This is a genomic window from Bradyrhizobium sp. AZCC 1693, from assembly GCF_036924745.1.
In the GTDB taxonomy this organism is placed as follows: domain Bacteria; phylum Pseudomonadota; class Alphaproteobacteria; order Rhizobiales; family Xanthobacteraceae; genus Bradyrhizobium.
In genome coordinates this window covers 2,072,888-2,094,995 of record NZ_JAZHSD010000001.1, presented here as the reverse complement: position 1 = coordinate 2,094,995, position 22,108 = coordinate 2,072,888, and the positions used below count along the sequence as shown (strand labels likewise).

The window sequence follows — 22,108 nt, the reverse complement described above, 5'->3', positions numbered from 1 at the left end:
GAAACACGCAGCATGCGCCCGGCATACTTGGAAGGCGAGGGCGTGAGGGTTCGTACCTTCGCAACGAACGTTTCGGACGCGCCGCAACTCGCGCCAACGGCCTCTGTATGGGCGTGGATAGTCGCATGCGGGATCCTGATCGCGTTTCGAATGTACCCGGGTTTCACTCCGTATCTTGCCAATGACAGCTTTCAATACCTCAGCATGGCGCAGAATGCCCTGCAGGGCCATTTCGGCTTCTCGTCCATCGTCCACTTTGATGCCGAGCGCTCATTCGGCGTTGTGCCTGCGCCCGTCGTCACCTTTCCGATGGGATATCCGCTCGTGATCGCGCTGATCAGCCGGCTCGGCGTGCCGCTGGAAACGGCCGCCGTATTGATCAGCATACTGTCTACGATCGCGTGCGTACCAATACTCGGATGGCTCGCCGAGCGCTTCAGTCTCTCGGCGCCGATGCGCAGCGTCCTTCTTGCCGTTTTCATCATCAATGCTCCCGTCACTGAGTTCGGAGCATCCGCGGCGACGGAACCGCTATTCACGCTGCTGTTCCTGGGTGGCACGGCGCTGCTCGTGAGCGCGCGGCTGAACCAGGGAAAAGTAAGCCCCTGGTTATGGCTCGCGGTGGGACTTGCCTTTGGGTCGGCATACTTTGTGCGCTATGCCGGCTTGTTTTTCGTGCTCGGGCTCGTCGTGTTGTGCGTCCACAGCTTCCTGGCAGGCCATCGCTTGCTCGCCAGAGGCCATGCAATCTCGCTCGCGGTGGCCAGTATCCCGGTGCTCATCGGCATCACGCGAAATCTCCTGCTCGTGGGTAACTGGCGGGGAGGTAACGAAAAAGCAATCTCCCACGAGCTCCTGCCCGTGCTGTATAATACCGCGCGAGCGATCAACGGAATCTTCCTCGTCGGGCCTGGTCATGCCCCGTATGACGGCACATTCGTTGCACGCGCGCTGTGCTCCGGGTTGTTCTATCTGGGTTTGGCATGGATCGCGTGGAATTACATTCGATACCGCACTGCCTCGCACTCACCCGAATCGAAGCCCAAAGGTGCGGCTCTCGACCTGCTCCTGCTGGTTCTTGTATACAGCGCGTGCATGATCTACGCCGGGCTGACAAGCGTCATCTCTTATGGCGTGCGCATGTTCGTACCTCTCACTCCACTACTGATCCTGCTCCTTGGTATTGCGTTCAACGAGATGATGCGGGTCTTGCCGCGAGCGGACGCTTCGCGCAGATTGTTTCTCTTCCTGCTCATTGGAAGCCTTGTTCCGTATGCTTTTCTCAACCTGTCGGCGCTGCGTAATCCGTCGCCGCTGGACGTTTCAGTATTGGCCGGTCCCTTGGATTCGAAGGGAAGCGCGGCAAGATCCCCGCGCGCTGTCATACGGGAGCTCGCTGGAGAGAATGGCGTGATAGTGGCCAACAATGGACAAGCGGCAGGCTACGTGCTGCAAAGGCCGACAGTATCTCTGATTGGACAAGAGTTCAGCACGGTCGAGTGGAACGAATCGACGCTGCTCGAAACCGCGCAGCGCTTTAACGCGGCGGCTGTACTTATCGTAGGCGATGCAGTCGCGAGGCAGCTCTCGCGCGGAATAGGGCAGGGCGCAGATGTCAAGAACGATCTGCCGTCACGCCTGGTGGAGGAGCTCGCTCACGGAAACCCGCCGCAGTGGATGAAGCTGGTACATCGGTCCGACGGAATTCTGATCTATGTGCCCGACCTTCCTAGCGACCCGGCACGCTGATGCCAGCCACGAGCGACCGGGACAAGGAGATTGAAGGCGATGGACCAGATTGTGTCCCAAGATGTTCGAGAGATTGAGCTCAGTCTCATTGTACCGACCTTCAACGAGAGGGAGAATATCATTCCTCTTCTTGAGAGGATCGAATCCGCCTTGGACGGAATTGCTTGGGAGCTGATCGTCGTTGACGACAATTCCCCCGATGGCACAAGCAAACAGGTGCGGGAAATTGCTCGCCGAGATCGTCGGATTCGTGCGGTGCAGCGAATTGGTCGCCGGGGACTCTCTTCCGCGGTTGTGGAAGGGATGCTTGCGTCCTCGGCTTCCATGATCGGCGTGATGGACGCCGATATGCAGCACGATGAGGCGATCTTGCCCCAGCTCTGGAAGGCTGTCGCCCGAGGTGAATGCGATCTCGCCGTGGGCTCTCGATACGTGCAGGGTGGCGGCACGGGAGATTGGGATCAGAAGCGGCAGTCGATCAGCCGGGGAGCGACCTGGTTGGCGAATTTGGTTTTAAAAACCCACATCACGGACCCTATGAGCGGGTTCTTTGTCATCTCACGGCGCGCTTTCGAAGCTGCACTGCCGAACTTGTCGACCATCGGGTTCAAGATCCTGGTTGACCTGGTCGCCTCAGCACCTCAGCCGTTGAAGGTCGTCGAGATTCCGTATGAATTCCGCACCAGAAACTTCGGCGAAAGTAAGCTCGATAGCGCCGTCGCTTGGGAATACCTTGTGCTGCTTGCCGACAAGTTGTTCGGCCATATTATTCCGGTTCGCTTCGTCTTGTTCGCCGCCGTTGGTGGGCTAGGCCTCTTCGTTCACCTCGCTGTCCTCGGCCTGGCCCTGAAGGTTCTTGGCCTGAGCTTTTTGGTGGCGCAGAGCATCGCCGTGCTCGTCGCAATGACGTTCAACTTCAATGTGAACAATTTTTTCACTTATCGGGATCGGCGCCTGACGGGGCTCGGCTTCGTCTATGGCCTGCTCTCATTCTATTTGATTTGCCTTGTTGGGGCATTCGCCAACGTCGGAGTTGGCACCTACATCTACGATGCGAACATCACCTGGTGGCTCGCTGGGGTAGCTGGCGCCGTTGTCGGAGCGGTTTGGAATTACGCGGTGTCGTCTGTCTTCACCTGGAGAAAGCAGGGCTAGTTCGAGCGAGGAATTTGGTAGTCTTTCGACCGCCGGTCGTGGAGCATGTCGTCCCGTTATGGGAATCGCTGCGGGCAGCGGGCGAATGGAAACCATTCGCGTTGCGGGCTTACATAGACGGCAGCGATAGAGAAATCAGGTCATCACCTGAGTACTCACAATAGGGTAGCCACTCAGCCCCCAGTAACCCACCTTTGCTCAAATGACCTCGGCGCACCCCGGGGCCATTGTAACAGGAGGGAAAGTGGTGAACCTACGATGAAAATTGCGGTGTTCGGACTTGGTTACGTTGGCATGACGGCGGCCGCCTGCCTCACCAGGGACGGCCACGAAGTGATCGGTGTCGACATCAGCGATGAAAAAGTGGCGATCGTCAATGCAGGCAAGTCACCGATCACGGAGCCCGGCCTCGATGACCTTGTAGCACGTTCTGTTAGGAAGGGTTTGCTGAGCGCGACGAAGGATGCGAGCCGGCATCTCGATAGTTGCGCCATGGCCATAGTCTGTGTGGGAACGCCCAGTGCGCCGGACGGGTCTCACAATATGAGCTTTATCGTAGAGGTGTCCCATCAGATCGCGGAGTTGGTCAACCCCGCTCGGGCGGCGACGTTGACGGTCGTATTTCGCTCAACGATGCGACCCGGCACGATCGAGGAACTGGTGCTCCCGATTTTCGAAGACGCGTTGAAAGATAGGATGGATCTCGTCGAGCTCGTCTACAACCCTGAGTTCCTACGCGAATCTGTAGCGATCGAAGACTTCTTCAATCCGCCGAGGATCGTGATTGGAACGAAGGATGAGGGAAGGTGCTCGGCTCTTGACGAGTTGAACGCAAGAATCGCAGCGCCGGTCTTCTACACGACTTATCGTGCGGCTGAGATGACAAAATTCGTCGACAACACGTTTCACGCCATAAAGATTGCGTTTGCCAACGAAGTGGGTCGGGTTTGCGATAAGCTCAATATCAGCGCAGCTACTGTTCATAAGATATTCATCTCCGACACGAAGCTCAACATCTCACCCAATTATTTGAGGCCGGGTGGCGCATTCGGTGGCTCATGCCTGCCAAAAGACGTTCGCGCGCTCCAGTACATTGCAAGCGACGTCGGGGCACATACTCACCTTGTGGATTCGATTCTGAGATCGAATGACGCGCACAAGAATTTTCTGTTTGAGAATTGCGTGAAAGCCGTTCCGGCGGGTGGGCATGTGCTTATGCTGGGGCTAGCCTTCAAGGAGGACAGTGACGATCTGCGCGAGAGTCCTAATATCGACCTGGCTCGAAAATTCCTTCAGTCGCATATCGGCTTGTCGATCTACGATCCCCACGTCGAGCCGTCCAAATTGTTGGGTCAGAATCTTGGCTATGCGTTTTCAAATCTGCCCGCACTCCGCAAACTACTGATCCCAAAGTCGGTCGCCGAGTCGGAGCTGTTCGACCTTGTCATCGACACCAGGGGATGGGCGAAACACATGGCATTACGCACCAGGCGGATCATCGATGTTAACACGCTTTCGTGACGATCGCGGTGCGGGCCGCCCTGCTCAAGCGGGCGTAGCGAAGCCACCCAAGTCGGTCGGCATCGAGAGCCAGCTCCGCGAATTGGCCGGTTCGGATGCCACTTCGGGGCCGGCCGGTGCCGCGCCGGCTGCCCAACCCGGGATCAATGGTTCGGTTCGCCGCCGGGTGCTCATCATCGTCGAAAATCTTCCAGTGCCGTTCGATCGCCGAGTGTGGTCGGAGGCCAGCACATTGGCGCAGCATGGCTATGAGGTGTCTGTAATTTGTCCCAAGGGACCGGGTGCGTCGGCCTCATTTGAGATCATCGATGGAATCGCGGTCTATCGCCACTGGTTGCCGAGAGAAGGGCGGGGGGTGCTGAGCTATTTCGCCGAATACGGCGCGGCATTGTTCTGGGAGTTCGTGCTGAGTCTGAAAATTCTCGCAACGCGTGGATTTGATGTGGTCCACGCTTGTAATCCGCCGGATCTCATTTTCGTAGTTGGTGCATTTCATAAGTTCCTGTTTGGAAAATCATTCATCTACGACCAGCACGATATCAATCCGGAGTTTTATGAAGCAAAATTCAAACGTCGTGGCCTTCTCTGGCGGGTTTTGGTCCTTCTCGAGCGCATGACATTCGCATTATCTGACGTATCAATAGCGACAAATCAATCGTACCGTACCATCGCCATTGAACGAGGGCGAATGAGCCCGGATCGTGTGTTCATTGTGCGCTCCGGTCCGAACCTTTCGCGCGTGCGATCGGTTCCACCAGACCCGGCCTGGAAGAAAGGAAGGAAATTCCTGGTCGCATATGTGGGTGTTATTGGAGAACCGGAAGGGATCGATCTGCTACTGGAGTCGATCAAGCACGTCCGCAGGAGACGAAACCGCGATGATGTCCAGTTCGTCGTTGTCGGGAGTGGGCCGGTATTGGAGGAAGTCAGGAAACTTGCAACGTCCTTTGAGCTGGACGAATTGGTGACGTTCACCGGCCGTGTCGATGATGAGACGCTGTTCACAATACTTTCGACGGCAGACGTCTGCGTAAATCCGGACCGCCCCAGCACGATCAACGACAAATCTACGATGAACAAGATCATGGAGTACATGGCCTTGGGCAGGCCCATCGTTCAATTCGACCTCACCGAAGGGCGGGTTTCGGCCGCAGAGGCATCTTTATATGCAAGGAATACAGATACCGCGGAGTTTGGCGACAAGATACTGGAGCTTATCGATGATCCGGTGCGGCGTGTCCGTATGGGCGCATTCGGCCAGAAGAGAATCCGTGACGAACTCGCTTGGGACCACGAGGCAGCAAACCTTCTGAATGCTTATGAAAAGGTCTTCAGTCTGAGATATTCACCGAGCCGCCGGCGACGCGCTGATGTACTTGAACTGAGGCGACGCGACAGCTGATTAAGCGAGCTCACTATGGCAACCATTCATTCGGCCTCCCGGCCCTGTTCGTTTGATTGAGAGCTTAATCGCGGCGGTTTCATATGTCGGCAATCGCCTGATGTGGTGCAGATAGGGCGTCGCAATGTGCGGGATATTCGGATGGGTCGTTGAGGCGGCGAAGCATCAGGATCGCAACACCCTTATCAGCCTTACCGATTTGATGTGTCATCGGGGGCCGGACGGCTCGGGCTACCGGCTTCACGAGACGTCTGATGAGCGATTTCAAATCGGCTTCGGCCACCGCCGGCTTTCGATTATCGACATCGGTGGCGGCGCGCAGCCAATGTCGAGTGAGGACGGCCGCTTCACCTTAATCTTCAACGGCGAAATCTATAATTACGTTGAACTACGACAGGAACTCGTTGCGCTTGGCCATCGCTTTCGCACGAACTCGGATACCGAGGTGCTTATCGAAGCCTATCGCGCCTGGCAGCTCGACGCAGTACGCAGATTGCGCGGCATGTTCGGCTTTGCGCTGTGGGACGAGACCGAGCAGCGACTAGTACTTGCCCGCGACGCCTTCGGCAAAAAGCCACTGTTTCTCGCCGAGCTGCAGGGTGTTCTTCTCTTCGGCTCGGAGATTGAGCCGATCGTTCAGTTTCCGGGTTTTAGCCGAGCGTTCGATTCGGAAGCGCTGGGCCAATATCTTCTCAATCGCTATGTTCCAGGGCCCTCCACGTTTTTCCGTGCGGTGAAGAAGCTGCTGCCTGGTCACTATGCCGTATGGCAAGGCGGAACGCTGAAGACAACACGCTATTTTACGCCGCCGTTCGCGACGACAGTGCCGGACGTTAAGTCATTTGAAGATGCCATTCGTCTATTCGAAGCGACATTTGACGAGGCCGTTCGCATTCGCATGCGTAGCGACGCGCCGTTCGGCGCGTATCTTTCGGGTGGCGTTGACTCGTCGGCGGTCGTAGCAACCATGGTTAGGCATAGCGCAGAGCCGGTGCGAACGTTCTCGGTAGGCTTTCGGGAAGCGGAGTATTCGGAGCTCGATCATGCGCGTGTCGTCGCAGGTCAATTCGGTACCAGTCACAATGAACTAGTCGTCGAACCAAATGCCTTCCTGGAGCATTGGTCAACAGCCGTTTTGCGGCGTGGCGCGCCGGTTAGCGAGGCATCCGACGTTCCGATCTTCATGCTTTCGGAGATGGCCTCTCGTAACGTGAAGATGGTACTCACGGGAGAGGGCGCCGATGAGCTGATGGGTGGATACCCGAAGCATCGGGCTGAGCAGTGGATAGGTCTGTACCAATGGCTTATGCCAAAGCTATTGCATGACCGACTGATCCATCCGCTGGCGCGTTCATTGCCCTATGGGATGCGGCGTGTGAAGATCCTTGCATTGGCAGCGGGCGAGCGCGACCATGTGAACCGCATGCGGGTATGGTTCGGTGGCCTTTCGGTTGGCGAAAGCGAAGCGATGCTAGGTCGGCGGCTATCGGCAATGCCGCCGGACCTCTTCCCATACTCGTCGGAGATAGAATCCAGTCTGCGGCGTACGCTATTTTTCGATCAGACATCCTGGCTTCCAGATAATCTGTTGGAGCGAGGCGATCGAATGATGATGGCTGGCTCGATCGAGGGGCGGATGCCGTTCATGGATACAGTGCTGGCCAGCGTCGTGGCACGATTCCCGGACGAGTTTCTGACCGGAGGCAAGGGTGGCAAGACGGTGCTACGTGCTGCGATGGACAAGATCTTGCCACCGGAAATCTTGCGACGGAAAAAGGTCGGATTCCGTGTGCCCGTCGGAGAATGGTTCAGAGGGCCTTACCGTGCGTTCCTAAAGGACATGCTGGTGAGTGAAACATCGAGCGTTGCACGGTTAGTAAGCGGCCTTAAGCTTCGCAGGCTTGTGACGGAGCACCTTGATGGTCGACAGAACCACGAAAGAGTCCTTTGGTCATTGATAAATCTCGAGATGTTCTTGCGCACCTTCAGGATAGCAACATGACAATGTTGGCTAACCAGAGAAGGACAGACACGGCTTGCACAAGCGAAACGAAATCCAATGAAGGAGCGGTTCGTCCGCTTCAGGTTGTCGTTTTTACTCCCCTCGGCGCAGGTGGCCAAGGAGGCGTTGATCGTATGATGGACGAGTTGCGAGGCGCTCTACGAATAGAGCGTTTCGCAAACACAAAATCTAATTTCATCACCACTCGAGGCCCGGGATCGATACTGTTCTCACCCGCCTTTCTTGCGCTCGCCATCGTGCGCTTGTTGCTGCTCAGGCTGCTCGGACGAGTAGATGTTGTGCATATAAATCTTTCGGCGCACGGCAGCACGTATCGCAAACTCATCTTGGCCCGCATCTCAAGAATCTGTCGGCTGCCATACACGTTGCATCTGCATAGCGGGCAGTTTGATCATTTTTGGGATTCTCGGAAGGGTATCCTGAAGAATGAAATAGATCGGATGTTTCGAAAGAGCCAGAGGATCGTCGTGCTCGGCAACTACTGGCAGCGGATAGTTTCTGACAGAGTTCCGGACTGTTCCAGAAAAATTGTCGTTGTTCCAAATGCCACACGGAAAGCTATCGCCAGGAATCCCGGAATCATGGGTGATGCAGCCAACATTCTCTTCTTGGGCCGGCTCGGGCCGGAAAAAGGTGTTCCGCAACTTGTGTCGGCTCTTGCGAGCCTGGCTTCCAAGTCTGGCTGGAGGGCGACGTTGGCAGGTGACGGAGCGGTGAAGGATACGAGAGCCGCAGTTGAGCAAGCGGGGCTTGGCGATCGTATCTCGGTGCCCGGTTGGGTCGAGCCGGCGCGGGTCGAGGCGCTGTTGCGTGAGGCCAATATTCTGGTGCTTCCATCCCTTAGTGAAAATCTCCCGATGTCGGTGATCGAGGCACTAGCTCACGGCGCGGCCGTCATTTGTACCCCGGTCGGAGCGCTTCCAGATATTATTGAGCACGAGAAGACTGGACTGTTCGTCGAACCAGGTTCCGCCGAGGGACTCGCTTCCGCACTCGGCCGCCTCATTGAGGATCCAGGCTTGAGGCGGCGTCTTGGAGAGGCTGGAAAGGCTTTGCATAGAACGCGGTTGGACATTGAAGTTTGCGCTGAACGCCTCGTGGCGATCTGGACTGAATCGGTCGACGCGGGACAGCGCTGACATGCGTGTATTACGCGTTACCGAAAACCCCAGTCGTTTGACCCGCGACGCTAGAAATTTAGTTGCATCAACCATGTGAGGCGCTTTTTGGGATCCGTTTTTGGTCGAATCGCCTGGTACCGTGACCGTCTGGCGGCAATGAGTGCGGCGGAGATTGCCCACCGGGTACGCGAGACTGCCAGTAGGCAAGCTGCGCGTCGGCATGATGGCGGCTGGGACGCGGTTGAGCCATTTGGTCCGCTGACGATGATACCCGGCATTCGTTCCCGGATTATCGCCGCTTCACCAGATCTCTCCGCTCTCATAACGCGCGAAGCCGACAACATCCGTGCTGGCAACTTTTGCCTTCTCGGTGCGCGTTGGCCGAAGCCTCCTTTGATTCCACCAGATCCGAGGTTCTGGCGTATCGACCCCGAAAACGGCGAGTCATTTCCGCAATGGGACGCCTACACCTTCGACATCTCGTTCCGGCATGGCATAAACACGCGAGAAATCAAGCGCGTTTGGGAGCTCAATCGGCTGCAATTTCTAGTTCCTCTCGCCGCCGATGCAGTGCTCAAGAACCATAGCGAGTCTGCGCTTTTGGCTGGTATGATCAGGTCATGGATGGCGGGCAATCCACCCTTTCGTGGACCTAGCTGGATTTCCGGCATCGAACTCGCCCTGCGTATCAGCTCGGTGGCGTTGGCGCTCTCCATCATCGGAGTTGATTCCCTTGACAGCGTCACACGCAAAGCGGCGCTTCGCTTCTTCTTTGCACATGTCGACTGGATCAGGCGATTTCCATCGCTCAATTCTTCCGCTAACAACCACCGGATCGCCGAACTTGCGGGACTGATTGTCGGCTCGACCATGGCTCCGGGATTTCCCGGTGCCGTCGTATTACGCGAGAATAGCTGGCGCGCGTTGCTCGCCGAAATTGATCAGCAAATTCATCCGGACGGTGTGGGTGCTGAACAATCTCCTGGCTACTCTGCATTTTCGATTGAGCTGTTCCTCCTTGCCGCCACGGCCCTTGAACGCGAAGGCAGCCTGCCAGCAGCTACCGTAGAGCGGCTTTCAGCGTGGTCTGAGCATTCTCTTTGGCTGATGGACAGCGATGCAAAAATACCTGCGATCGGCGACTTCGACGATTGCCGAGCTATCGCGACGACACAAGCGCCAGAGCCAAAATACGTCGCGTCCATTGTCGCAGTCGTTTCGGGCTGCGTCGGCCGCCCAGATCTCGCGCCACCGGCCAAAGATCCAAGCATTCGTGATGTAATCCTGGGATCCGCCAATGTGTCACCAGCACAACCTGTTGGAATGCGTTCGTTTACGAGCGGCGGCTTCTCGGTAATCCGAAGCTGGCATAAGGATCCTGTCGTTCTTACGTTCGATCACGGTCCAATTGGCTATCGGTCAATCGCTGCTCATGGCCACGCAGATACGCTTTCCATCTGGCTATCTGTAGGCAGCCAGCCTGTGATCGTAGATGCTGGAACGTACCTGTATCATTCGAACAGGGACCTGCGGAATCTGTTCAGGGATACCACGGTTCATAACACTTTAAGTCTTGATGGCACTGGATCAAGTCGCCCATCTGGGCCGTTTAACTGGGCGAGCAAGGCGAATGCGCGCCTCATATTGTCCGAAAATGCTCCAATTGCGCGGGTTGTGGCAGAGCATGACGGCTACGTCGCGCAATATGGCGTAACGCATCGACGAACGGTGGAATTTGATGACGCTTCGCGGTTCACGATCGTTGACGAACTCCTTGAAGTCCCCACAGACAGAAACGTTACTGTATCGTTTCTCCTGGATCCGACCTGCCAGTCGACAGTCGAGCCGGATCGGAGTGGGGTATTGATCACCCACAACAATCGTCAATTCATTCGAATCGCAAGCGCCGGTCCATTGAGGGCTAGGGTGGTTCGCGGCGACGAAGCAGCAGGACTTGGGTGGTTGTCGCCATCCTTCGGCGTGCGCATACCTACCGATCAGATCCTTTTCGAGGGTCGTCTCCACGAACCCTCGACTATCACAATTAGCGTGCTCTAGATGTGGAGCCTCAACAAGTTGTTCCCGGTCAGACCGATACCAGAACTTGAAAGATGCGAACCACAACGGAGCACCTGCAGATGCTTGTAAACGCGCTGTTCTTGTTCCTTATGTTTAGGTGCGGTGCCGACATTCTCAGTCCTGACGAAAAGGGCACAATGGTGGTGGCTCTTTACGTCGGCGTGGCGTTGGGGCTGGCGGCCATCAAGATCGTATTATCTGGGATCACTCGCGGGGACATGGCTATCTGCGCTACCGTCTTGTCGCTGCTGATAGTTAACCTGCTCTGGATACCCGCCGACGCGATCCCACAACTCTATTTTTCAATAACAGTCCTTTTGCCGATCATATTCCTGTTGTCCTTGTCGCGCTGCGATCCGTCAATCTTTGTCCGCTTACGAAAGCGAGCTTTGATATTCGGCACACCCGTGATGTGCGGATTGGTGATCATTTTCTTGGTGCGCGAAAGCGGGGCGGAGGCGGATCTGTTGACCACCCTCAATGAGCAGCCGTTCCATGTTGTCGCCCAGACGATAGTCAAGTTTTCAATTTTGATAATCAATCAATGGATCGGTTTTCCAATCGTTGCATTGATCGTACTGGCCGTTCTCAATGTCCGATCCGCCCTCTTGGGCTTCCTTCTGGCACTCTTGATCAGGAAATATAGCTCGCTGTGGAACTTGAGAGCATTTCTGGTCCTGCTTGTGGTTTCGGGGAGCTCCATAGCCCTTCTTCTGTCGAACTCCGAATTAGTGGACGGGTTTCTCCAACGGATGCTTTTTAGAGAGCGAGATTCCTTTCAGCAGCAGCTCGACATCTACAGTATGACGAGCGGGCGCAACGAAATCTGGCTCTACTATACCCAAATGCTGGAAGGGTCATCGCTGCTGGAACTCCTTTTTGGGCGTGGAGCGATCTGGCTTTATGGTTTCGGGTCTGGCCCAACCCAGATGGCCGCTCATAACGACCTTCTCAATCTGATGGTTTGTTACGGACTTGTCGGCACAACAACCGTCATTTGTGCATGGTATGTGATTTTATCGCGCTTGGACCCTGAATACAGGATGCCCTGCGTTGCATTGTTCCTGGTGCTCTTTTTCACAAACGGTGTGGTGTTCCATCAATCCAATCTATTGTTCCTGCTTTACATGGCCGGGAAAGCACAGCAGCAGGAGCTATACGGAGTCGTTCGTAATGAGGTGATCAGGCGGCCCGGTTTGCCGGCGCGTGGATAGCGACGGCTTTGCTGGCCAACCACCGTGACAAAGTCGGAAACTCTAGCCTCCGGCGGTCAAAAGAATGATCTCAGATCAAATTCGCCGAGACCTAACCGCCGCATTGCATATGAATCCGTCATTGGGGGATGGTCAACTTGGTCCCACAGGGCACGCCGTTTCCGCAGGGAAATCCATCCCATATTTCGATGTCGTCTACCCACTGATACAATGGAAGAGTTCCGCCGGCATAGACTTGCGTTAGCATAATCCGGTCTATGGGGTCGTTTCCACCTAGCAATGGCCCGAAGCGATCGAACACTACCTGACCATTGATGGCTTGCCATGCACGTCCATCGTGTTGAGAACTCCGGTGCCAAAAAAACTCGAATTTGAACCATTCCCCGATCGGTACAGGAGCGGTGCGGTTCGCAATCTCCCAGAAACTCCTGGTCACACCACCCGATAGATCGTCCGTCTTCAAATGCCAGTAGGGCTTATTCAAGCGGTCGGTATATATATAAGTAATAAGCCTATGTTGTGCATTGGTCTTCCATTCGAACAGCACCCACCAGCTGTTTGGCCCAAGTCGTTCCAGCAGGTCAGGCTGAAGTTTGATCCAATAGCTCACATAAAGGTTCTCTTGCAAAGCGGTGCTGGAGGGCCTGAGCTGATATGGGGTTTGTGTGGCACCGCCGCCGCGCTTCCGTATCTCACTATAAAGAACGGAGGTTTGTTGGCCGTGAGGCCCCACGACTCTCCGGAGTTCATTAAAGACATAAGTGCTGACCGTATCTGGCGTAACCGGCGTGTCGGCAAGAAGTTGAAGCGTTCCGACGCCCTGCCAAATCTGAGGTGGCCAGCTATAGCCGGTCACTTCATCAGAGCCTTTGATGTCCTGCCAACATGATGTTCCACATTCATACGGCTCACCCAACAGCAGGCTTCCCTCGAAGCTCGACTTGAAAAGAAGCTGGGCGGCATAGCTGGGCGACGGCGATCCAAGGAAAAGAAAAAGGGTGCCCAAGCGCAAACATATGCTGGCGATCAAGCCAAGTTCTAGCGAGCAGGGCGTTCGTGAGAGTGATCCATAGCCACCGAACTGGTTCACGGTGAGGGCAATTTTGTCGGGCATCCTGAACCTGTTAATAATCGTCTCTGCGAATCCGAAGGCCTCTTCCGAAAGACAGCTGCGCTTCACGCTCTGGTCCTTGTCGTGGGCCAGTACAAACTGGGTCAAGCCCGTGGGGGCAAGGTCATGGCGCCTGCACTACTTCGATGATACCGCTCATTCGAGCCGTGAAGCCTGAACGACTGCTAAAGCCGATTCTAGGAAGAGCAAAATGATTCACCGTGTGATCGTGCAATCGCCCTTGTCGTGTTGTCACCGCAGTTTGAAAACCCACTTCGGTCACCAGACGCTCTTCACGAGGACCGCACGCTCTGAAACCGCCATACGGATACGCAACGTGCCGAACGGGAAATTGAAGAAGATTCTCTAGATAGCCACGGTTATCGGCCAATTCGGCTCGCGCTGAAGGCTCGTCCAGGGTCGCAAGCGCTGCATGTGAGGCCGTATGGCCTCCGATTGACGCGAGCGGATGACGCGCAAGAATGCCAAGTTCGCGCTCGTCCAGAAAGTATTCGTCATTCAATGCCGCTAGCGAAATCCCATTCTGTTTGAACGTCGGCGCGAGCATTGCGCCGCGCCGATAATCCTGGTGAACCCACCGGGTCACCTCGGTCAATGCCGATGTCTTGCTTCGAATGTCAGAACAATGGAACTGGCGGCCTAGTGCATCGATAGCAACCTTATCTCTCGAGAGAAATAATTTACGCAAACCCAACCACCACGTCTGCATGGTGCGCGTTGGGGCGCCAGTGGGCACGTACATCATGAACGGCGCGTTATGCCGCTCGAGGATTGGAAGCGCCACCGAGACATTGTCGCGGTAGCCGTCGTCGAAAGTGAGAACCGCATAACGACGCGATCGATCATTCCTTGCCAGTTTCTCAAGACATTCATCGAGGCTGACGATTGACCATCCGCCTCGCTGCAGCCAATCGAGTGAATACTCAAAAAGCGAAACTGCTGTTCCCGTCATCAATTCGGACTGACAATCACGCTGTATCTCATGAAACAATATGATTGCCGCTCTGGCCGCGAGGCGTGAGCGAAGGAAAGGCAGCTCTCCAACCCGACTTGCGCCGTAGTACAGGCAATTTCGCAGAATCTGGTTCATTTGAGGACCTGCTCAGCGGGTTGCGACCTCTGGATCGGCGGCGCCGAAGACAGCTACCCATGGATCGAATCCATCGATAACTTCTCCCTCCCGTTACGGTAGCCTTGGAGGTTCCGACGTCACCTTGAGCAATTGTAAGCAAAACGGTTGAGATAGAAACATGTCGATCGAGCTCACCGGTAGCGGAGCGGCGACAATTGTGGGTACTCCCCATCTTCATGCGGCCATCCGTGTTGCACGCCTCGCGATAGCGAGTAGCATCGTGGTGGCGGTGAGATCGATCCCTTCCGCCGCGTAGATGTGGGCCGCCATCCATGCCCTGTTCGCGACCCACACGATGGCGACAACGACCGCTGTTCCCCAAATCCCGAACATCCAGGTCGCGCCGACCATGGCCACGATGCCCAATACTGAAGTGATGACCATGATGTTCATAGCGGCCCGCTGGTGCCCGGTCATGTTCAGTGCGATACTGCCGACGCCGAAGTATGTCGACACCCACATGCCGACCGACAGTACCATCAGGATGCCGTGGGCGCCGACAAAACTCCTTCCAAAGGCCATCAACGCGATGTCGCCGGCCAGCGCCAATACCACGACGCATCCAAGCACTCCAATAAAGGCAGCCAGTGTCGCACCCGACATGACGCGTGTGATCTCCGTGCGACGACCCTCGTCGAACAGGCGCGCGATGAGAGGTGCTGCGGGAACGCAGAAGGTCGCCAGAAAAAAATCGAGAAGGAGTGCGAGCCGATTGGCGGCGTAATAATATCCGCCGGATTCTGGACCAACGATGACCGAGACAATGACGATGTCGATTGCCCCGAACATGACGGTGGCAACGCTGGTCACCCAGAAGGGAGCGGAAGTGGAGAGGACGTCGGCAATGCTCTCCCTCGATCGCATCACCGCCGTGGTGAATAGCCTATGGCCTTCGGCGAGATGTCGCAGGTGAACTTGCTGCATGGCGATCAGCAGGACCAGGACGCCGGTCGCGATCACCAAAACATCCGCCGCCTGCACCGGATGACCGTACGTTGCGAAGAGAGCGCCGCCCAACAATATGATGAACAATCGCCACAACACGTCCTTAGGCACGAGTGCCATGTTGACGGAGCCGAGCGTGCGACCAAGCGAGCTCTGCATTTCGATCAATGCCGATGGCAGTATCAGAAGCAAGCTCGTGGAATGCTCCCAGCGTCCGAATATTCCTCCCCGGCCCTGGGCGGCGACGAATATGAGGAGGGCGATCACTGTCGCCAAGATACTGCCCAAACATGCCACCCGAACCCGTTTTGCGACGATCGAGCCGATCGCCGTATAGTCCTTCCGAGCTGCGAAAACCGGTACTTCCCGCAGCACACGAAGTTGCTGACCAGCCAGGCCAATCGTCGAGGCGATTAATCCGAAGGTCATCAGCGACACGAGAGTGCCATACTCTTCGATGGTCATCATCCTGGCGAAACAGATGCCAAAGGCGAACGTGACCACCGCACCGGAGCAACGATAAACGAAGGCCAGCACAGACTTCCCGAAGAGGGATCCGAACATCCAAGACCCTCGCATTCACTTCCTTGAATACTGTACAAAGAAAATTGCCATGTACGCTTCGTGCTTCGCCGCGGGCGTGTTCGACCACGTCAATCCTTGGGCGGTCTCCCGATGATGAGGGGAGGAGTCCCGAGATCTGCCGTTGTGAACATCTACGACGGACGCCAGCGATGAAAGTGGAAAGTCATTTTGTCGCATCGTGGACGCGCCATTGAGTATATGCTTGCAACCGCATTGAGCCTCGACCCTTTTGGACTACCTATTTCGGCTCTTGCCGAAAGGCAGGGCTGAAGCGTTGCCGCCTTCCTTGATCATGGCCGCGCGGGAGCCATGGTTGCAATCAGGACTTGAGGCTTGCTAAGTCTGGATCCGATTACGCGTCTGGGCCGCGCCTCATCCCGGCTTGGGCTCTAACGCGCCGGGCTCCTCCCTTGGGTTCTAGCGTCGAAGTGGTGACATGGCAGCGGGTGCATGGTTCTGATTGGCCACAGCCGCTTCGCCCTGCTGAAGAATCACCACAGAGGAGGCCGTGGCGTCGTCGCCGCTGATGCGGATGCCTCGACCCAACAGATCGCGCAGCATTCCGATAGCGATGCCAAGAAGCACCCCACCAACTATCGATATTCCAAGCACGATTACCACCTTCGGCGAACTGGCCTCCAAGGGACGGGATGCTTCGATGAGCAGATGCGCCTCGACGTTAGAGGATTGCTGTTGCGCCTCCATGTAGCGCAGCATACGAAGAAAATTATCATAGGCCTTTGCGGAGGTTTCCGCGGTAGCTTCCAGTTCGCGGAGATCACCCTGCATTTTCGCCGTCGATTGCGATGAGGGCTTACCGGCGTCGACAGTTTGATATTCCACCACAGCTTTTTGGGCAGCTGACGCTTGACCGTTTAACTCGGTCATCCGATCCTTGACCCATTTCTCGTCTCGCAACCCAGATTTGAATTTTGCCTCCATTTGAGCCGCAATATGCGTCTCCGCGACGGTGTTTAAGATCTGCGCCGCTCGCTCGGGGTCGGTGGAGTCGAAGGTCATCTCGACAATGTATGTAAGCCCGAGGCGCCTGGTCGAAAGCTTGCGGTCGAACGATTGGAGGGCGCGCCGCATCACGCTAAATTCCGTTTCCGGCTTACTCAAGCCGACCAGCCGGGATATCGGCCTGATTATGCCGCGCAAGCCGCCAGTTCGCCCGCCAAATTCCGGATCCTCTGCTAGACCAAGCTTCCGAATCACTACGCGAGCGAGACCTTCAGACTTTATGATCGCGATCTGACTTTCCACCATCGTTGACGCGGACGCAGCGTCTGTTGGAGGCGCTTTCGCATCTATGACGAGTTTCGCCGCGGCAGTAAACGTCGGTACTGCAGCAACGAGGTAGAGGAGAGCGGCACCAATCGTTACAAAAAACGTCAGCAACATGATCCGGAGGTGCCGCCGTATGAAGGACACCGCCTCTGCCAGGGGATCGACTGGCGAACGAAATTCAGGCGGCATGGCGCCCGGATCTATCGAATTACCTGTCTTATAAGTCTGCATCATTTACCCGTACCAGCGCCGGACTACTGAGGTTCCGCAGATCAGATGAAGCGAAGGGCTTGGTGGGACACGATGGATGCCCAAGTCCGATACGCGGCGCTTCGCCAAATAAAAGGTCAGTACAAAGTTAATAGGCATTCCAATACACTTTTCTGGAAATGAAGGTCATGACTATGATCTTGAGATCGAGAAGGAGTGACCAGTTGTCGATATAGTACAGATCATGCTCCACACGGCGCTGCATCTTCTCGAGGGTATCGGTGTCGCCACGGTACCCATTGACCTGAGCCCAGCCCGTAATGCCAGGCTTGACGTTGTGACGACGGAAAAATGACGAAATCAGCTCGGCGAACACCTCGTTTTGCGCGGTTGGATGTGGACGGGGCCCGACAAGCGACATGTCGCCGACCAGAACGTTGAATAACTGCGGAAGCTCATCGATATTGGTACGGCGTATGAGGCGTCCCAGACGAGTCACACGTGCATCGTGTCTGGTGACAGGTCTGAAATTGTCGCCGTCCTCCATCACGGTCATCGATCTGAATTTCAGCACGCGAATTGGCTCGTTGTTGTAGCCGTGCCGCGTCTGGCGAAATAGTACCGGCCCAGCGGAATCGAGCTTGATTGCGAGCGCAACGATGACGAGAAGGGGGCTGGCCACGATAAGTCCGGCGATTGCAGCGACGACATCGAATGCTCGCTTTATTGCCCGGTTAAAAGGAGTGAGGGGACACTGGAAGATTCGCATCGTCACCATGTTGCCGAACTGAGTGATCCGCGACACGGCCATCAGATCGACAGTCCCAACAGGGACGACGTGAACGTCAGCTGGCAGCTCTGACAGGGCGCTGGCAAGCGCGAGGGCAGCCGGGACATCCGGCTCCGACGCCAAAATTACAATGTCATCGGTTCGAAGGGGGCGGCATTCCGCGACCAGTGGGCGAGCATCAGGTAGCACTTGGACGGCGCCGGGACGCGATCGTACTGAAGGGCCGGCGCGAAATGTCGGAAAGTCGAACGAGCGGATGGTCCGAATTCCGGTGGCAGCTGCTCGGGCGGAAAAATGCAGGCAGTGCCTCGGGTCTCCTATGAGAATGACGCGCCTGGCGTCTATCAACCCTGATGCAATCGCGGGCTGTAGTGATGAGAACCATACTGCCCGGGTGCAGAGTACCGTAAGGAGGACACTCACAGCTTGGGCTATGACAGTAGCGCGCGAGTAGTCTTCGGAGACTTTCAGAAGAAATATGATCGAGAGAAAGACGGAGAATACGAGGAAGACGCCGGTGGCGCCGTTCCATAGAAACACGTGGCGGGGCTGAGTCTGAATGCGCGAATATTGCCGGAGCCCCACGGAAACCAGCAACTGCAATGTGGAGATCAGAAAGGCTTCCGGAATGTACTGGGCGGGATCTGGCGAATGCTGCCGGACCAACCGATAATAGAGGAAGGCTGCGGAATAGGCCGCAATGCTTACGAGCAGGAATTCCGTCGCAGCTGCCAATACCAACAGGACAGCCAAGCGGCTTCTACCGACGCGTGCTGTAACTGCCCTGCCGACATCAACCGAGTGTGCCGGAAACTTGGTCGAGGTCGGCAAATTAGTAAAAGAGGCATAATTCATAGCACTCTGCCAGCCAGTCACCCTGTCTCTCTAACCAAATCAGTACCATCGGAGACACTGGTTCGAATTGGCAATAAATGGGTAGCAGGGGTAGCCACGATGGTCGATTGAGCTGCGGCAATGCAGGATTAAGATTTGTCGGAAAGCAATCCGCTCGAAATGTCCATTCCAGTGGTAAGGCGAATTGTTTGAAAGATCGATCAATCGAACATGGCGGAAGAAGGCACTGAGCGGCTCGGCGCCCTTGGAGTAAATAGAACGTTGGTCTTGCGGATCGCGTGTCTGAACGTTGCTCGCACAGTAGCGATGTCGACGCGCTGCCTTCCGCGAGAAGACTTGGAGGATTTCACCCGGTGACCACGTCAGTACAGAGAGTTGTGGCCATGCCGCGCAATTGCTTTCATGTCGATGTCTTTGGCAGCAACCTGGGCGGTTGCCTCAAATGGGGCTTGGTGACTGTTGGCCTGACAATTTCCGTCACTCAGGCAAAGGCCGAATATCGGGTAAACATCGGAGATGTACTGGAGATCGCGGTGGCGGGCGTGCCGGAGCTCCGGCATCGTCCTGCGGTCCAAATGGACGGGAAAATTTCGGTTCCGCTGGTCGGAATGCTTCCAGTAGCCGGACTGCCCCTACCGCAGATCCGCGCCCAAATCGGCGCCGCATTAGCGAGCAAGGCGTTTCGCCAGAGGACTCCGGATGGCCGCGAGATCGTAATCGTAATAGACGCAGATCAGGTCACGACGATCGTCGCGGAATACAGGCCGGTCTACGTAAACGGGGACGTGTCGAAGCCGGGTGAATACTCTTATCGGCCGTCCATCACCGCACGCCAACTCGTCGCAGTGGCAGGCGGCTACGACATCATGCGTATCAGGATGAATAACCCGTATCTCGAGTCAGCAGACTTGAGAAGCGAGTATGGATCGCTTTGGACAGAACTCGCCAAAGAACAGGCTCGTATGTGGCGCATAAAAAATGAGCTCGGAGAGGGGACGCAGCTCAATCCAGCGGCTTTGACGGACGTGCCCATAGCTCGATCGACGATCTCGGAAATCGTCCATGCGGAAACGGAATATCTGAAGACGAAGCAAAGTGATTATCAGCAGGAAAAGGTATTCCTCCAGCGCGGGGTTCGACAGGGAGACGACCAGGTCCGTGTGCTGTCAGAGCAGCAGAAGAAAGAGGAAGAGGGATTTCAGGCAGACCTCGAAGAACTGCAAAAAGCGTCCGACCTCTTTGGCAAGGGTTCCTTGACCAGCCCTCGCGTTACGGATGCGCGTCGCGCGGTGCTGCTGTCATCGACCCGGAAGCTGCAGACCTTCGCGCAACTGCTGCAGGTCAAGAAGCAGCAGGACGAGTTCGTCAGAAAGCTGTCAAAGCTCGACGATCAGCGGAGGCTCGAGCTGCTGCGTGAATTGCAAGACACGAGCCTAAGGCTCAACCAAATTCGCGAGAAGCTGCAGAGCGTCGCCGAGAAGCTTCAATACACCACGATGATTCGATCGCAGCTGGCGCGAGGAGCCGGCAGTAAGCCGGACATTGCCATCATTAGAAAGGGCGAGAAAGGGCCGGAACGGATTATCGCGAGCGAAGATACGGAGTTGCAGCCGGGTGACGCCGTCGAGGTCAGCTTGCGATACCAAGATGGTCCTGACGCGCCTCTCCGAAGGCAAGGCTTTCTGCAACTATCCCCCTGGTGATGGGCCGGACCGACACGATCGCAGGCGATTCGCGGCGCGAGATAGCTTCAGAACGAGGCGCTACGTCTGGGAGGTGACTGGCGACGCTGATAGCTCAATGCAGCGTCGGCCTATTCATTTCGAACGGAGAGTAATATGCGACGTAATTATGATAGCTGCAAACGCGTTTTGGTCACCGGAGGAGCCGGCTTTTTGGGTTCCCATTTAATCGATCGACTGCTTTCCGACGGTCATGAAGTTGTTTGCGTGGACAACCTCTTCACGGGAACCAAGCACAACATTGAACATTTGCACGCAAACGCGCGCTTTGAGTTTCTGCGCCACGATATCACCTTTCCCTTGTACATCGAAGTCGACGAAATCTACAACTTGGCCTGCCCGGCATCGCCGGTCCAATACCAGCACGATCCGGTGCAGACCACAAAAACGTCGGTACACGGCGCGATAAATATGTTGGGCCTCGCCAAGCGGTTGAAGTGTCGAATTCTGCAGGCTTCGACGAGCGAGGTTTATGGCGATCCCGCGGTTCATCCTCAAACCGAGGACTACTGGGGTCACGTGAACCCCATTGGTCCTCGATCCTGCTATGATGAGGGAAAGCGTTGCGCCGAAACCTTGTTCTTCGATTATCACCGACAATGCGGCGTCGAAATCAAGGTCGCTCGCATCTTCAACACATACGGTCCGCGGATGCATCGGGCTGACGGTCGAGTAGTTTCCAATTTCATTATTCAGGCACTCAGCGGCGAGCCGATTACGCTTTATGGCAACGGCAGCCAGACGCGTTCATTCTGCTACGTTGATGACCTGGTAGATGGTCTTGTGCGCCTCATGGAAAGTCGTGATTCATTCACCGGACCAGTCAATTTGGGAAATGAAGGAGAATTCACCATTCGCGAGCTTGCGGAACTGGTGCTCGCTGAAACCGGGTCCTCGTCAAAGCTCGTCAATCTACCGCTGCCCCGCGACGATCCTAGACAACGCCGGCCCGATACTTCCCTCGCCAAAGCCGAATTGGGCTGGCAACCGACCGTAAGACTGCAGGACGGACTGAGGCCGACCGTTACATTTTTTCGCTACGACCAGGCACGCCGATCGCACCAACAGGAGGAGCCACATCTGGTCGCCATCTCAGCTTAAACGGAAAGCGTTGATCCGTTCCGTCGCTGGCGAATCCGCCAATGGGACAAGCGCGCACCCAT

15 protein-coding genes are annotated in these 22,108 nt (G+C 56.0%); 10 read left to right on the top strand and 5 right to left on the bottom strand.

Annotation, left to right across the window (positions count from 1 at the left end; genetic code table 11):
• Positions 1-12: 12 nt before the first annotated feature.
• From V1293_RS10245 to V1293_RS10210, 8 genes are all read left to right on the top strand, one after another.
• Complete coding sequence (locus V1293_RS10245; protein WP_334509060.1) at positions 13-1,749, top strand: hypothetical protein; 1,737 nt, start codon at positions 13-15, stop codon at positions 1,747-1,749.
• Positions 1,750-1,788: 39 nt separating this feature from the next.
• Positions 1,789-2,904, top strand: coding sequence for a glycosyltransferase family 2 protein (locus V1293_RS10240; RefSeq protein WP_334509058.1), 1,116 nt, complete (start codon positions 1,789-1,791; stop codon positions 2,902-2,904).
• Positions 2,905-3,162: 258 nt separating this feature from the next.
• Positions 3,163-4,425, top strand: a complete 1,263-nt coding sequence (locus V1293_RS10235) for a nucleotide sugar dehydrogenase (RefSeq protein WP_334509055.1) — start codon at positions 3,163-3,165, stop codon at positions 4,423-4,425.
• On the top strand, positions 4,406-5,827 hold the full coding sequence (locus tag V1293_RS10230) for a glycosyltransferase family 4 protein (protein ID WP_334509053.1): 1,422 nt from the start codon (positions 4,406-4,408) through the stop codon (positions 5,825-5,827). Before V1293_RS10235 ends, V1293_RS10230 begins: the two co-directional genes overlap by 20 nt.
• A gap of 124 nt (positions 5,828-5,951) precedes the next feature.
• On the top strand, positions 5,952-7,829 hold the full coding sequence (asnB, locus tag V1293_RS10225; protein ID WP_334509051.1) for an asparagine synthase (glutamine-hydrolyzing): 1,878 nt from the start codon (positions 5,952-5,954) through the stop codon (positions 7,827-7,829).
• The gene (locus V1293_RS10220) at positions 7,775-8,989 is read left to right on the top strand and encodes a glycosyltransferase family 4 protein (protein WP_334509049.1); all 1,215 of its coding nucleotides are present in this window, start codon (positions 7,775-7,777) and stop codon (positions 8,987-8,989) included. The genes asnB and V1293_RS10220 overlap by 55 nt, the downstream gene beginning before the upstream one ends.
• A gap of 87 nt (positions 8,990-9,076) precedes the next feature.
• Positions 9,077-11,029, top strand: a complete 1,953-nt coding sequence (locus V1293_RS10215; protein ID WP_334509047.1) for a heparinase II/III family protein — start codon at positions 9,077-9,079, stop codon at positions 11,027-11,029.
• An 80-nt stretch (positions 11,030-11,109) separates the two neighbouring features.
• Positions 11,110-12,264, top strand: coding sequence for a hypothetical protein (locus V1293_RS10210; protein ID WP_334509045.1), 1,155 nt, complete (start codon positions 11,110-11,112; stop codon positions 12,262-12,264).
• Positions 12,265-12,382: 118 nt separating this feature from the next.
• Here the strand turns inward: V1293_RS10210 and V1293_RS10205 are convergent, their stop codons facing one another.
• From V1293_RS10205 to V1293_RS10185, 5 genes are all read right to left on the bottom strand, one after another.
• A complete protein-coding gene (locus V1293_RS10205) occupies positions 12,383-13,378 on the bottom strand; it encodes a hypothetical protein (protein WP_334509043.1) in 996 nt (331 codons plus the stop codon).
• A 121-nt stretch (positions 13,379-13,499) separates the two neighbouring features.
• Positions 13,500-14,486, bottom strand: coding sequence for a polysaccharide deacetylase family protein (locus V1293_RS10200; RefSeq protein WP_334509041.1), 987 nt, complete (start codon positions 14,484-14,486; stop codon positions 13,500-13,502).
• A 216-nt stretch (positions 14,487-14,702) separates the two neighbouring features.
• A complete protein-coding gene (locus V1293_RS10195; RefSeq protein WP_334509038.1) occupies positions 14,703-16,037 on the bottom strand; it encodes a lipopolysaccharide biosynthesis protein in 1,335 nt (444 codons plus the stop codon).
• A 438-nt stretch (positions 16,038-16,475) separates the two neighbouring features.
• Complete coding sequence (locus V1293_RS10190; RefSeq protein ID WP_334509036.1) at positions 16,476-17,582, bottom strand: hypothetical protein; 1,107 nt, start codon at positions 17,580-17,582, stop codon at positions 16,476-16,478.
• Positions 17,583-17,706: 124 nt separating this feature from the next.
• The gene (locus V1293_RS10185) at positions 17,707-19,203 is read right to left on the bottom strand and encodes an undecaprenyl-phosphate glucose phosphotransferase (protein ID WP_334509034.1); all 1,497 of its coding nucleotides are present in this window, start codon (positions 19,201-19,203) and stop codon (positions 17,707-17,709) included.
• A 353-nt stretch (positions 19,204-19,556) separates the two neighbouring features.
• Here V1293_RS10185 and V1293_RS10180 point away from each other — a divergent pair, with 353 nt between their 5' ends.
• Together V1293_RS10180 and V1293_RS10175 are read left to right on the top strand one after the other, a co-directional pair.
• Positions 19,557-20,906: a polysaccharide biosynthesis/export family protein gene (locus V1293_RS10180; protein ID WP_334509031.1), complete on the top strand. Its 1,350-nt coding sequence runs from the start codon at positions 19,557-19,559 to the stop codon at positions 20,904-20,906.
• Positions 20,907-21,041: 135 nt separating this feature from the next.
• Positions 21,042-22,046 (top strand): UDP-glucuronic acid decarboxylase family protein, encoded by a 1,005-nt coding sequence (locus V1293_RS10175; RefSeq protein ID WP_334509028.1) that lies wholly within the window; start codon positions 21,042-21,044, stop codon positions 22,044-22,046.
• Positions 22,047-22,108 lie beyond the last annotated feature (62 nt).